A 13272-nucleotide genomic window follows, 5' to 3' on the forward strand; every position below is an offset into this window, starting at 1 on the left:
AATGAATGGCTTAGCCCAGACTAATCAATGTCAATATCATTCTCGCAAGGGAAGCTTTAAGGAGAGAGTAACAGAGCATTACAGATGTAACTGAATAACAGGCAAGAAAAAAGCGGCTTAGTAGCCGCTTAGTTGCATGAATCCTTGAGCCTTGTGAGAGCCGTTAGCCATTGCTGCCCCTTGCCATTGGGGGACAACGAAGTTGACCCAGTTGTCTCGTTTACGAGCCTTCACAACAAGGTCAATGCCTTGACTCGGAATACGCAAGCTCCAACTCAGTGGAACACGAACTCCTGATTCAAATTCTGTATAACCAAGTGCTTTGAGAGCGATGTGGTCTGTAGGAATATTGGTAACATTGCCTTTTCTATCCACTATCGCAGCACTGGTATAGGGCATATTATCTTTATAGCGGTAACGACTTACCATCAGAGCCTTAGCGTCATCGAGCCATAGAATAAAGTTGTCTTCGCCGACATAATTGGCACCAACCAACTCACTGCCCCACTCCTTGCTCAGCCAAGCTCGACCCTTGACCTTTAGCAATCGACCGTCAGCAAGCGACAAACTTCCCAGAGTTCGCACAAATGGCGTTTCAATGACATAAGAGGCGCGCGGAAGGAGATCGTGTTTAATCTGATAGCCCTTGTCACCCAGAACCGCATAGTTACCAACCGCAGTCAGTTGAAGGTTAATGGCAAACTCTTCTGTCGCGACTTTAAGGTTGCCCGGCAGTGGCTCACTCGATAATGAACGCCATGACCAGTCATCAATCCACACTCGAAATGGACGGCTAAGCCCACCAGCTTGACCAATGCCACCGCGTGCTATGCGTTGGTCGGTAAACATACCCAAATGGCTATTGAGCACGACGTTAGAAATATAGATTTGAGGATCTTGCCAGCCAGTCGCCACGCGATCATCACTCGCATAACGGAAGAAACGAAGGCGTAACCAATAGGTTTGACCCGCCTCATCTTCAAGCTGAGCCACGACCTGCCACCATTCATGTTGAAATTCAGGATGGAAACGAAAATCTCTCGGCAGTGTCACTTCCCTATCAGGGAGTACTGGCTCAAATACTTTCTTGCCTGGGGAGCCGAAGATTGCATTTATCTGGCTTGTCTTCGTCACCTTGATTCGGTTGTTCTCTGGCTTAGCAAGCCATATCACCGTGCCAGCGACAACCACAATCAATAAACAAACGAAGATAAGTTTCTGCATTCGACTCATTTATAGCGCATCCCTTAACGAATGAATCGGACTGTTGCGAATGAGCTTAAGAACAGGCAATGCACCTGCAACTACCAGTGCAGCCAGAGACCACAAACACGTCCCCAAGTACTGCCAAGGTACAATTTGCAGCTGAAGTGACCATCCAAAAGATTGCTTGATAACAATGTCAACAATCAACTGAGCAAGTGCAATACCCAACGGCATGGCAATGGCCGCTGAAATCAAACCAAACACCAAAAGTTGCAAGCCGCCAATTAGGACTAGTTCTTTTCCGGAGACACCAAGACACCGCAAAAGCGAGGTATGCTTTTGACGTGTTATCTCGCCAGCGATAGTTGCAAAGAAGATACCAAACACCGCGATAACTAGAGTAATGTTTCCTAACGTATCAGCAATGGCAAAGGTTCGATCAAACGTCGTCATTGCCTTGTTGTGAATCGACGTATTATCGTAAATACGTTCGCTACTTAGGCGGAACGTCGACTGCAATCTTTGCTCTACAAACAGAGACTGGGACTTATCGTTTAGAACTGCACCAAGTGCAACATCACCGCTACCGGCAAGATTCGCTAACCAACGATTTTGAGACAACAGCACTTGGTCATAGGGATTACCATAGTCGTAGTACACCCCGACAACATGCCAGTTTTTGCCCAGCGGCGCTCCTAGATTGACGTAATCGCCCGGTCGTAGGTCACGCTTCAACGCCATCGACTCACTGATCATCACACTGCGTGAATGATGCAAGTGATACCAATAGTTAGGGACAGCAATTTTCACTGTCAGCGCATCCATCTCGCCATTGGAGTCACCAGTACTCACGACCTGCATTAGCCCTGATTCTGTTGGGATTTCCTCTTCCCAACGCCACCAGACTCTCTCAACTTCAGGCTGAGCTTCAAGCCAACGGCTCATACGAACCGCACTGTTGTTCGTTGGATACACGTAGATATCCGCAGCGAGTCTTTGAGTCAGCCAACGGTCGGTCGTGTCTCTAAAGCTACCCACCATGGTTTCAACACCCATATTGGCCGCCATCGCCAACATAAACGCCATATTGGCAACTCCGCGATAACTCATACTTGCCGCTGCATCAGCAAAGAACCAACGAAGTTTCACCCAGCGCAATGAGTAAGAGAACAGAGTGAAAATCTTCCAAGTAATAAATGGCGTGATTAAGGCGACACTGAGCAGCATTAATACAATGATGGCATAACCCGAGTTTTGCGACTTAGGCGCTTGGTAAATCGCGATAGCAGCGACACACAACCCACACGCAACAAAAGCCTGCCACGTGAACTCTGCGCCTGTAAAGCGCATCAAAGATAAGCGTGCAGACAATCGAATCGGCTGCGTCTTAAGCAAGCGGATTAATGGCCATCCACAAGAAATAATTGCACCCGACAATGCGAGAACTAAGCTGTAGAGGCTCCACTCCCAACTCCAATCGATCGTCAAACCAATATTCGCGTCATAAAGATCGCTCAAGCTCTGCGAAACCGCAGGGATCAATTGATTAGCGAGTACTAAGCCAAATACGTTTCCACATAGCCAGCTTAAGAAAACGAGAACAGCGAGTTCTAAACACAGCGCCTGAGTCAACTGCCAGCCGGAGACACCCACTTGTCTTAGGTTACCTACCAATGGCTGTCTTTGCGCAAGCGAAAGTGACATTGCTTGATAGAAAATAAAGAGGCCCACAACAAACGACAGCATACTCATTGCTGACAAGTTGGTATGGAACGCAGCTGTCAGTGACTCTAGCTCAGACTGCGAGCTGCGCGACAGTGTCATCCCATTAGGAATCAACTTTCTTAGCTTCTCCAATTGAGCTGGGCTCATATCGCCACAAGCAATCACAGAGAGACCAGAAGATCGCTTAATCGCGCGAACCAAAGACATGTCGGCAACCACCTGCATCCCTTTGATGCCGGCTTTCTGGTCAACCTTTACTGGCCCTAAAACAAGCCCACTATCGAGCGTAATGGAGTCACCATCTTTCCAGCCTTTGTGCTCGGCAAGATCTTGGCTAACTAGAATGGTGGTCGGAACTTTAATCAGATCTTGCGAAGCAATGTCACTGATAGTGACTCTGTGCTTTAGTTGCAGTAGCGAGATTGGGTCGGCACCAACAAGATTGAGTTCTATACCATCATTGGTTGTCACTTTTTGGATATCAAACGGGACGCACTGCTTAAAGCCTTCACGTCGAAGTTGAATATAGAAGCCTTGCGGGATCTTAGTTTCCGCATGTTTTGGACGAATGCGATAAGGTACCGGATTAGCAAACAAACGTTCGCCGCTGGCATAGGCTTGTTTGGCGTGGTGATTGATGGCCGTAACGCCCACCAAGAGTGAAACCCCTAGGGTTAAACCAAGCCAGACTAGAAGAATTTGAAGAGGATGGCGACGGTAGTGCCCAAGTAGTGCCTTAACTACGGGCCATAACATGCAATTGCCCCCCTTGAAGGCGAATCGATCCATCCATATGAGACGCCACCTTCTCACTGTGTGTGACGACCAACAAGGTACACTCTAGATGACGAGTCAGTGAGGTAAGAAGGCGCATGACCGCTTCAGCGTTGCGCTCATCGAGGCTTCCAGTTGGCTCATCCGCTAAGAGTATTTTAGGCTCCATATACAATGCACGAGCAATCGCAGCACGCTGCTGCTGTCCACCCGAAATCTCTTCTGGGTAACGACCAAGCAAAGCCATCAAGTCGAGCGCAGACAAAATTTGACGCCAGAGACCACGGTCTTCAGGCAAGCCTTTGATCTGACGACAAAAGCGAATGTTATCGGCGATGTTCAAAGTAGGCAAAAGGTTAAACTGCTGGAAAATATGGCCAATATTGTTGCGGCGATAAGCCGTACGTTGGCTTTCTTTGGCTTCGTGCATGGCAAAATCTGGGTACCAAATTTCACCGGAATCAACCTTATCAATGCCCGCAATCAGGTTCAGCAAAGTACTTTTGCCAGAGCCACTTTCGCCCATTAATGCCAACTGCTCACCTTGCGACAGGGTTAACTCTGCACTTTGCAGTACGGGATGAAACTCACCACCGTCAATGTAGCCTTTGCTAAGGTCAGACAACTTAAGCATTAATACTCTTTAAACAAACGAAAATTTGGACACTGAATCTACACTAAAAACGCCTCACAAGGAAGGGTAATCACGGAGATAACCTGACTATTCTGCCCCTTCACTGCCAAGGCGAAACAAGGCACCAGTTTGTTACTGTTAGACCTGTCGATTATTCGTGTTTCATTTCATTAAATAGCGATGAAATTTACGCCAAGACTTTCTGAAAAGTCTGAAAATTGTGATAAGTTTTAGAGAGATAGTTTTTTGAGGGATACAAATGAAGCGCGTTTTAGTCTTAGGAGCATCCGGTTACGTCGGATCTCAATTAATCCCTATTCTATTAGACCAAGGATACCAAGTCACCGCAGCCGCACGGCAGATTGATTACCTAAAAGCGCGGGTACTCCCCCACTCTCAACTGACATTCGAATATTTGGATCTTGCCGATCGAAAGGCCACCCTTGCGTTGGTGCCTCAGTTCGACATCGTATTTTTTCTTGTCCACGGCATGGCACATGGACATGATTTTCTCGACTACGAGCTCTCTCTGGCACAAAACTTTCGGGACGCCTTGGAGCTAAGCAACGTCCAACACGTGATTTATCTGAGTGCGATTCAGCCACAAACAGGAAACTCTGAGCACTTAGCGGCGCGCAAAGCCACAGGCAAGCTACTTAGAACCAGTAAAGTCCCCATCACCGAGCTTCGTGCAGGCGTTATCATTGGCCCGGGTTCAGCCGCCTACGAAATAATGCGCGACTTTGTTTATAACCTTCCTGTTTTGATTGCGCCTAAATGGGTGGAATCGAAAGCCAACCCCATAGCACTAGAAAATCTTAACCATTACCTCATTGAACTCGCTAAAGAGACGTCCCCTACTACCGAAATCTACGAAGTTGGCGGTCCTGATACTCTCTCCTATCGAGAGCAGTTTGCGACTATCTGCAAACAAATTGGCAAGCCACTGCGATTATGGGCAACGCCTCTTCTTACACCCAAGGTTGCGTCCTATTGGCTCGGCGTCGTCACATCGGTTCCATCCAATATTGGCCGTGCACTCCTCGCAGGGTTAGAGCACGATTTCATCGCAGACTCTTCAGCAATTAGGCAGCGCTTCCCACAGACGTTGATTTCCTACGAGCAGGCTGTCAAAACCAGTATCGAACAAGACGGTAAGTTTATCCGAAGCAATGTATGGGGATTTGAGCCAGCGGCACTCAGTCGTTGGCAAGCGGGCTACGGATACTACCCTAAGAAAACAGGGGCGAGCTTCACCACCTCCAAAACCGCAGAGCAGCTTTGGGATGTGGTGAAAACCATTGGCGACCCTAAAGACAGTTACTTCTTCGCAAACATTCTGTGGCGTACTCGAGAATGGCTAGACATTTTCTTCGGTGGAGGGAGACCTGTTAGGCGCTCTCCAGAGGGACCTGAGCTTAAAGTGGGAGATTTTATTGACTCGTGGAAAGTCATTCGCTGCGAGCAGCCTTATTTCCTATCACTCTTGTTTGGGATGAAAGGTCCGGGATTGGGTCGACTAGAGTTCACCATCACCGACCACGGAGATAAGAGGGAAATCAACATTAGCGCTTGGTGGCACCCTAAAGGCTTTTTGGGGCTTTTGTATTGGTTTGCCATGATGCCCGCTCACCTGTTTATCTTTAAAGGTATGGTGCGAGCGATTGTTCGCAAGGCGAAATAGTACCTCCCAGTTACGTCTTATCAAAACGAAAAAGCGTAGCCATTTAGCTACGCTTTTCTCGTTAAATCAGTCTACTACGCCTTGAAAGAGAGTGGGATCTCGGCAAGCTGCGTACCTTGATTCAATGGGTATACTAGGTACTCGCCGTGGTACTTCACCTTAGACTTATAATCGGTCACTTTATGAAGCATAAAGCCCGCTTCATACGCCTTGGTAATAAACTCTGCGTGGTTACCGCGGATAAACCAGCTCATAGGCTTAATAAGGTTCTCGCCTTCAAAACAGTCGTCACATTGGTTAGCGCATACCGCAAACGAGTTAGCACCATCGGTAAAGAACTGCACTTTGCTGCCATCCGTCAGCACTTCTGAAGTACATACACCCCAACCTGCCGCTTCCATATCGTCAATGAACTGCTCAATTTTTGCGTCTGTAATTGGTGCAATGTCGCCACCAAAAAAGCCTGCATAGTAAGCAGAGATGCGCTTAAACGTCGGCTCTAGCATGGAGTCATTGCCTTTAGAACGTCCTGTTTTTTGCCATTGAACTAGGTTGGCACTGGTCGCTTTACCAAAACGTTGAGTCTTAATGGCACGAGTCACCCACCTTACAAGGAAGTGATTGTTCGTTACAGGCGAGTTAATCAGCTTACCTGAGGCGTGCTCTGCCGCTAACTCTTCTAAAGCTGAGTTCACGACCATTTGAATTTCTGAATAATATGCAGACATTATGCTTTCTTTCCCAACGTCCAATACAAGGCGGCGGATAATACCGAACAAATTGCCATTAATGCAATCATTGGCCACTCAGTGCCACCTGGTAAAAAGGCAACAATCGCCCCGACAACAGAGCCTGTACCAAATCGTAACGTACCAGCCAGTGACGATGCCGTACCCGCCATAGTTGGATAACCACTTAGTAATAACCCCATAGCGTTACTGCCGATCGTAGACAGGGTGCCGACAAATAGCATCACAAATGGCACAATGCCCCAGATACCAAGTTCGAATACACCGCTCACCAGAAGTCCCATCCCAGCAAATAGCTGAACACCGATACCAAAACGCAGCATTCCATGCAGCCCGACTTTCTTGACCAGACGACCATTGATACTCGTCATGATAATCATAGTCACAATATTAAGGCCAAACAGATAGCCAAACTGATCAGGTGATACACCATAGATATCAATATAGACGAATGACCCGGCGGTTAGGAATGCAAACATCCCGGCAAACGAAAACGCGCCCGAGAAAATAAGCCCCATTGCGACCGGATTTTGACAAAGGCGTAAATAATTCTTGATGGTCGTTCGAAAACGCAGCGGTTGCCTGTTTTCTGGTGCCAGCGTTTCCGGAATTTTCCACAGCACAGCAGCGATCACCACCACCGAAAAGCCCGTCAGTACCCAAAAAATCGAGCGCCAGCCAAACCAAACAGCTAGGTGACCGCCAATCATAGGCGCAACCAAGGGTGCCAGCGTGATAACAAGAGTAACGAACGACATAGTGCGCGCGAAATCTTCTTTATCGAACATATCACGCACGACGGCCTGAATGATCACCGCCGCCACCGCACCTGCAAAACCTTGTGCAGTACGGACCAGCGTCAAAGACTCAATACTGGTTGTCGTCGCACAGACGGCCGACGCAACGCCAAAAAAGAATACGCCAAATAACAGGATTGGTCTTCGACCAAAACTGTCAGCAAGCGGACCATGCAAAAGCTGTCCAATAGCAAACCCAGCGGTATACACAGTTAACGTGATCTGCACAGCACCAGCAGTGACACCCATATCCTGCGCGATCGTTGGCATCGCAGGGAGGTACATGTCAATCGCCAGCGGCGTCAACGCACCTATAGCGCCAAGCACTAAAAACAGTAACAAACCAAGTTGAGGTGTATTGGGCTGCGATGTGGTTTGAGAACTCATATCGCTCCTAACAAAACGTCGATGAGCCGCATTCCTTGCTTTTATGCTCATGTTTTACTCAACTTCCCGTTGAGTGAGAATGGTTGTGAAAAGGGTCGCGAGAATAGGAAGGTTGTCAGCGCAAAACCGAATTGGTGTTAGTGCTGATAAAATTGAAGGCTCGCGACCATTGCATTCACAGGGTGAATCTAAACTTTGTAAATCAAACTATTAGTATTACTTTTTCCAGACTGAGTCAATTTCTTCTTGAGTGAGATAGCGATACTCGCCAGGCTCTAGCATATCATCCAAAACGATGTCACCAACGCTCTCTCGGTGCAAACCTTCAACCTTGTTGCCAAGTGCCGCAAACATGCGCTTAACTTGGTGGTATTTGCCCTCGTGAATCGTCAGTAGGACTTCTTTATCGTCGATAATCTCAAGCTGCGCGGGAAGAGTCGGTGCTTTTTCATTTCTAAGCTCAATCCCCTCTTCAAACGCTTGCTGGTAGTTTGGCTGAACAGGGTCTGCCAACCAGACTCGATAAGTCTTCGCACACTTGTGTTTTGGTGAAGTGATTCTGTGAGACCACTTGCCGTCGTCAGTAATTAAAACCAAACCTGTCGTATCCACATCTAATCGACCGGCAAAGTGAAGGTTTTCCATCTTCACTTCATCGAGCAACATAAAAGCGGTATGGTTAAAGCCATCTTCATGAGAACAAACAAAGCCATCTGGCTTAAATAACATTATGTAGCGAGGGCCTTGCATGCGAACCTCACGATCCTGCCACTCAACACTGCTCTCTTCAGTAACTTTAAATGCACCACTCTTTTGAATCACACCATCTACGGTCACATCACCAGATTTGATGATTTTTGTGGCTTCTTTACGTGTTGCGCCTAACGCGTCACACAAAAACTTATCTAAACGCATGAATACCTCGTTTTCATTTCGTGGGGTATTATAGAGGGGTTTTTCAAAATGTAGAGTAAAACTGAGCCGTATGTACACGCTTCGACCTTATCAAGCCGACTCCGTTAAAGCCGTTATCCATTATTTCCGTAAAAATGACACACCTGCCGTTATCGTGCTCCCAACTGGAGCCGGTAAAAGCTTGGTCATTGCCGAACTCGCGCGTCTCGCTCGTGGCAGAGTATTAGTACTTGCCCACGTGAAAGAACTCGTTGAGCAAAACCACGCTAAATACGAAGGATACGGTCTCAAAGGCTCCATTTTCTCAGCAGGTCTCGGGCGCAAAGAAACCTCTGAGCAGGTTGTCTTTGCTTCGGTACAGTCTGTGGTCCGAAACCTAGATGCGTTTGCTAATCAGTTTTCACTATTAGTGATTGATGAGTGTCACCGCGTACCAGAAACCAAAAGCTCCAGCTACCAGAAGGTAATAAGCCACTTATGCGAGATTAACCCTGGCATTAAGATCCTTGGGCTTACTGCAACGCCTTACCGACTCGGAGTGGGTTGGATCTATCAATACCATACCAAAGGTTTGGTTCGAAGCGACGAGCCCCGCTTCTTTAAAGACTGTATTTTTGAGCTCCCTATTCAATATTTGCTCGACGAAGGTTTTCTAACACCCGCCAAATTGATCGATGCCCCAGTGCTAAGTTATGACTTCTCGCAGTTAAAACCCACCAGCATGGGTAAATACAAAGAATCGGAGATGGACTTGGTCATCGAGCAGTCCAAACGCGCGACCCCACAAATCGTTGAGCAGATCATCCGCTACAGTGAAGATAAACAAGGCGTGATGATTTTCGCCGCAACCGTGCGTCATGCTCAGGAAATCCTTTCTTTACTACCCGAAGATTCCAGTCAGATCGTCATCGGTGACACGCCGACACCTGAACGCGATGACATCATCAATCGATTCAAACAACGAGAGATAAAGTTTTTAGTCAACGTATCGGTACTGACCACAGGCTTTGATGCGCCGCATGTTGATTTAATCGCGATTCTTCGACCAACCGAGTCGGTCAGCCTGTATCAACAGATTGTTGGTCGTGGCCTTCGTCTTTCTGATGGTAAGACCGAGTGTCTGGTACTTGATTATGCGGGCAACACGTATGATCTCTACCAACCCGAAGTCGGAAATCCAAAGCCAGATTCAGACTCAGAAATCATCACGATTCCCTGCCCTGCCTGCGGCTTCAACAACGACTTCTGGGGTAAGCTCGATTCCAACGGCTTTTTGATTGAGCACTTTGGCCGCAAATGTCAGGGCTACTTTACCGATGAAGAGACCGGCGAACGAGAGCACTGCGACTACCGATTTAGAGCCAAGTACTGTAATGAATGCGGGGCTGACAACGACATTGCAGCGAGAATTTGTCACGAGTGCGATGCAACTTTGGTTGACCCAGATAAAAAGCTAAAAGAGGCCCTAAATCTCAAAGATGCTCTGGTGTTCGAATGTGTTGACATGAACCTACAGGTCCACAAAGACGAAAAGGGTAAAAGCAGCCTTCGAGTCAACTATATTGGTGAGAACGATGCACAAGTCAGCGAGTTTTGGTCTTTGACGACGAAGAAGCAAAAACAAACCTTTCTGTCTAAGTTCGTTCGTCCTCATCTGGCCGACAAACATAGAGAGTTTGATGCCACATCGCCGACCAAGGTGGTCAACAACCAGCACAGATTCAGATTACCAGCGTTTGTCATCGCCCGTAAAAGCGGACGTTTTTGGAAAATGCGCGATAAAGTATTTGATGATGAATTAAACTAAACAGCCGTTCAGGTTTGATTCATATTTCACGTTTTATATTAATACCATGTTCGATAATGCTGAGATCTTGCTATGCCTAACCAAGTGAATAAAGCTCTTGCCACACTTGCTATCTTTACCTTAATAGCGACACCGCTGGTTGCTCATGCAAACTTTTTTTCTGACAACCCAAGCGGCCATGAACTCGTTCAAGATGTTGAAACGGGTGATACGCGTATTGAGTTTGAAGAAGATCAGGACGAGGTCTATGAAGCGGTTCAGCAAGGTCTTATTAAACCTTTTTCTGAGCTGTTTGCGACAGTTGAAAACGACCTTAACGGTCGAGTCATCAAGGTCGAACTTGAAGAAGACGATGATGAGTGGATCTACGAGCTAAAGCTTTTACATGACCAGGATATCATTAAGGTCGAATACAACGCGGCAACACTGGAGATGATGGAGATCAAAGGCCATAATCTACAACGAGTTATCAAGAAATAACGTCACCAATAAAAAGAGAAAAATAATGAAAATTCTTGTTGTTGAAGATGACCCTAGGTTGGGCGAACAAATTCTAGAAACTCTTGAAAGTGCCGGCTGGGTGCCTGAACTGGCTCAAGATGGTATTGATGCCCTCTATCGTGCGACTTCTGAAGAGTGGGATGCCATCGTTCTCGATTTGGGTCTGCCAAAGATCGACGGTCTTACGGTACTAAAAGGCATTCGAGATGAAGGCATCAATACACCTGTCGTCATCCTCAGTGCACGCGACACCCTAACACAGCGTGTCGAAGGGCTTAACGCTGGTGCTGATGATTATCTAACCAAACCATTTGAAATGATTGAGCTCATTGCCCGTATTCGCGCACAGTTGCGCCGCGCATCCGGTAATGCTTCACCCCTTATGCAGATTGGCGATCTTAGTTTAGACACGCGCACATCTAAAGTGATGTGGCAAGGCAATGCAGTGAGTCTTACTGCGCTTGAATACAAAGTTGTCGCTTACTTTATGCATAATGCCGACAAAGTCATCTCGCGTACAGAGCTTGTCGAGCATATCTACAAGCAAGATTTTGACCGCGACTCCAACACCATAGAGGTGTTTATCGGACGCATCCGTAAAAAGATTGCCCCAAACGTTATCAAAACCGTTCGAGGCCTTGGGTATCAGTTGAATGCCTAACCTTTCTAAAGAGAAACTACGCCAAGGCGTCAAAAAGCTCAGCCTCAAGACTCGCCTACTCCTTGCTGCAACCCTCTGGTTATCAGCGATGACCATAGCGGCGGGTGTCTCCATACCAGGACTAGTGCGAGATTATTTAATCAGCGATCTCGAGATCCAACTTGGGCATGCGATGGATGAAATCGCTGCTAACTTAGAGGTTGATGACCAAGGTCAACTGGTGCTGGCGACTCGCTTATCTGATCCTCGCTTCAATCAACCCTACAGTGGGCTTTACTGGCAAGTTAACACAAAGAGCGACTCTTTGCGTTCTCGCTCCTTGTGGGATAAGACACTCCAAACCAAAGGTAAAGACAAACGCCCCCACTACTTTGGTGCGAACAATGAAAAGCTCATCGCCATCAAGCGTACTTTGTTCTTACCTGATGTAAGTGACGGCGTCACGATTGTTATTGGACAAGATGAAGACCCTATCGACGATACCCTTGAATCTCTCACTGGAGAATTATGGCTCATTCTCGGCGTTATGGTGATGGGTATACTCGCCCTTATTGTGGGTCAGGTCAGCTGGTCTCTAAGACCACTAGGCAAAATGCAGCGGGAGTTAAAACGGTTACGAACCGCAGAGCAGCATTCATTAGACGAGCAGTATCCAAAAGAAATTGCGCCTTTAGTAAAAGATCTTAATGCTCTGTTATTCCATTACCAAGAGCTATTGGAGCGAGCCAGACACCACGCGGGTAACCTATCTCATGCCCTAAAGACGCCATTGTCTGTACTCAAAAACGAGCTCGAGAGTTTATCAGAAGAAGACAGGGCCAAGCTACAACCTCAAATAACACAAATCCAAGCTCAGATTGACTATCACTTGGGACGTGCACGCATGGCAGGTGCAATGAACATCCTTGCGGTAAAATCGTCACCCAGCGAGCGTGTCGACGCCATTTCTCTCGCGTTTGATAAAGTCTATGCGGAGCGTGAAATTGCTCTAATTAGCGAACTTGATACCGATCTTGAGGTTGCCGTAGAAAAAGCCGACCTAGACGAAATGCTCGGTAACCTACTCGAGAACGCCTACAAATGGAGTGACAGTTTAATCCGAGTTCACTCTAACGATATCGACGACTCTGAGGTAGAACTCATTATCGAAGATGACGGACCGGGCATTCCATTAGAGCAATGCCGTGAGGTAACCAAGCGCGGCGTTCGCCTTGATGAAAGCACCCCAGGCACCGGTCTCGGGTTAAACATTGTCTCTGAAATGGCGCACAGTTATCGTGGCCAACTGGAGCTTGGCGAGAGCAAAATGGGCGGATTGCGTGCAGTTCTTAAGCTAAAGCGTACAAAGGGCGAAAAATAGTAGAGTTATAAGCAATTTGCTATTGCCGAGCCCCACTATGAATGTTAGTATCCGCGCTCGTTTTGAGAGTAT

At 47.3% G+C, this 13272-nt stretch carries 11 protein-coding genes; 5 read left to right on the forward strand and 6 right to left on the reverse strand.

The window, feature by feature from the left end; all coding sequences use genetic code 11:
• Nucleotides 1-117 precede the first annotated feature (117 nt).
• From AC6I8U_RS09520 to AC6I8U_RS09530, 3 genes are read right to left on the reverse strand one after another with little or no spacing between them, the layout of a single operon-like run.
• Complete coding sequence (locus AC6I8U_RS09520; RefSeq protein ID WP_498016682.1) at nucleotides 118-1224, reverse strand: lipocalin-like domain-containing protein; 1107 nt, start codon at nucleotides 1222-1224, stop codon at nucleotides 118-120.
• 9 nt (nucleotides 1225-1233) lie between these two features.
• Nucleotides 1234-3687: an ABC transporter permease gene (locus tag AC6I8U_RS09525; protein ID WP_394152073.1), complete on the reverse strand. Its 2454-nt coding sequence runs from the start codon at nucleotides 3685-3687 to the stop codon at nucleotides 1234-1236.
• Nucleotides 3668-4339, reverse strand: a complete 672-nt coding sequence (locus AC6I8U_RS09530; protein ID WP_042475417.1) for an ABC transporter ATP-binding protein — start codon at nucleotides 4337-4339, stop codon at nucleotides 3668-3670. Before AC6I8U_RS09530 ends, AC6I8U_RS09525 begins: the two co-directional genes overlap by 20 nt.
• A 259-nt stretch (nucleotides 4340-4598) precedes the next feature.
• Here AC6I8U_RS09530 and AC6I8U_RS09535 point away from each other — a divergent pair, with 259 nt between their 5' ends.
• A complete protein-coding gene (locus tag AC6I8U_RS09535) occupies nucleotides 4599-6023 on the forward strand; it encodes a DUF2867 domain-containing protein (protein ID WP_498016683.1) in 1425 nt (474 codons plus the stop codon).
• A gap of 74 nt (nucleotides 6024-6097) precedes the next feature.
• On the opposite strand, the gene AC6I8U_RS09540 is transcribed toward AC6I8U_RS09535, so the two are convergent.
• The 3 genes from AC6I8U_RS09540 to rsuA form a co-directional block, all read right to left on the reverse strand.
• On the reverse strand, nucleotides 6098-6751 hold the full coding sequence (locus AC6I8U_RS09540; RefSeq protein WP_498016684.1) for a DUF2913 family protein: 654 nt from the start codon (nucleotides 6749-6751) through the stop codon (nucleotides 6098-6100).
• A complete protein-coding gene (locus tag AC6I8U_RS09545; protein WP_498016685.1) occupies nucleotides 6751-7956 on the reverse strand; it encodes a Bcr/CflA family multidrug efflux MFS transporter in 1206 nt (401 codons plus the stop codon). Before AC6I8U_RS09545 ends, AC6I8U_RS09540 begins: the two co-directional genes overlap by 1 nt.
• Before the next feature lie 216 nt (nucleotides 7957-8172).
• Nucleotides 8173-8871: a 16S rRNA pseudouridine(516) synthase RsuA gene (rsuA, locus tag AC6I8U_RS09550; RefSeq protein WP_498016686.1), complete on the reverse strand. Its 699-nt coding sequence runs from the start codon at nucleotides 8869-8871 to the stop codon at nucleotides 8173-8175.
• Nucleotides 8872-8941: 70 nt separating this feature from the next.
• Between rsuA and radD the strand changes: the two genes are divergently transcribed.
• From radD to AC6I8U_RS09570, 4 genes are all read left to right on the forward strand, one after another.
• Nucleotides 8942-10678: a DNA repair helicase RadD gene (gene radD / locus AC6I8U_RS09555; protein WP_498016687.1), complete on the forward strand. Its 1737-nt coding sequence runs from the start codon at nucleotides 8942-8944 to the stop codon at nucleotides 10676-10678.
• Between the two features lie 72 nt (nucleotides 10679-10750).
• Nucleotides 10751-11158, forward strand: a complete 408-nt coding sequence (locus AC6I8U_RS09560; protein WP_394152062.1) for a PepSY domain-containing protein — start codon at nucleotides 10751-10753, stop codon at nucleotides 11156-11158.
• 25 nt (nucleotides 11159-11183) lie between these two features.
• On the forward strand, nucleotides 11184-11840 hold the full coding sequence (locus AC6I8U_RS09565) for a response regulator transcription factor (RefSeq protein ID WP_128649432.1): 657 nt from the start codon (nucleotides 11184-11186) through the stop codon (nucleotides 11838-11840).
• A complete protein-coding gene (locus tag AC6I8U_RS09570) occupies nucleotides 11833-13200 on the forward strand; it encodes an ATP-binding protein (protein ID WP_498016688.1) in 1368 nt (455 codons plus the stop codon). Before AC6I8U_RS09565 ends, AC6I8U_RS09570 begins: the two co-directional genes overlap by 8 nt.
• Nucleotides 13201-13272: the final 72 nt, after the last annotated feature.

This window comes from Vibrio sp. KUL80 (assembly GCF_059725495.1).

Bases quoted from the DNA above. Each gene is read 5' to 3' on its own strand.
- AC6I8U_RS09530 (WP_042475417.1), bottom strand. From the start codon at position 4,339: ATGCTTAAGTTGTCTGACCTTAGCAAAGGCTACATTGACGGTGGTGAG.
- rsuA (WP_498016686.1), bottom strand. From the start codon at position 8,871: ATGCGTTTAGATAAGTTTTTGTGTGACGCGTTAGGCGCAACACGTAAA.
- AC6I8U_RS09545 (WP_498016685.1), bottom strand. From the start codon at position 7,956: ATGAGTTCTCAAACCACATCGCAGCCCAATACACCTCAACTTGGTTTG.
- AC6I8U_RS09565 (WP_128649432.1), top strand. From the start codon at position 11,184: ATGAAAATTCTTGTTGTTGAAGATGACCCTAGGTTGGGCGAACAAATT.
- radD (WP_498016687.1), top strand. From the start codon at position 8,942: ATGTACACGCTTCGACCTTATCAAGCCGACTCCGTTAAAGCCGTTATC.
- AC6I8U_RS09520 (WP_498016682.1), bottom strand. From the start codon at position 1,224: ATGCAGAAACTTATCTTCGTTTGTTTATTGATTGTGGTTGTCGCTGGC.
- AC6I8U_RS09560 (WP_394152062.1), top strand. From the start codon at position 10,751: ATGCCTAACCAAGTGAATAAAGCTCTTGCCACACTTGCTATCTTTACC.
- AC6I8U_RS09570 (WP_498016688.1), top strand. From the start codon at position 11,833: ATGCCTAACCTTTCTAAAGAGAAACTACGCCAAGGCGTCAAAAAGCTC.
- AC6I8U_RS09525 (WP_394152073.1), bottom strand. From the start codon at position 3,687: ATGTTATGGCCCGTAGTTAAGGCACTACTTGGGCACTACCGTCGCCAT.
- AC6I8U_RS09535 (WP_498016683.1), top strand. From the start codon at position 4,599: ATGAAGCGCGTTTTAGTCTTAGGAGCATCCGGTTACGTCGGATCTCAA.
- AC6I8U_RS09540 (WP_498016684.1), bottom strand. From the start codon at position 6,751: ATGTCTGCATATTATTCAGAAATTCAAATGGTCGTGAACTCAGCTTTA.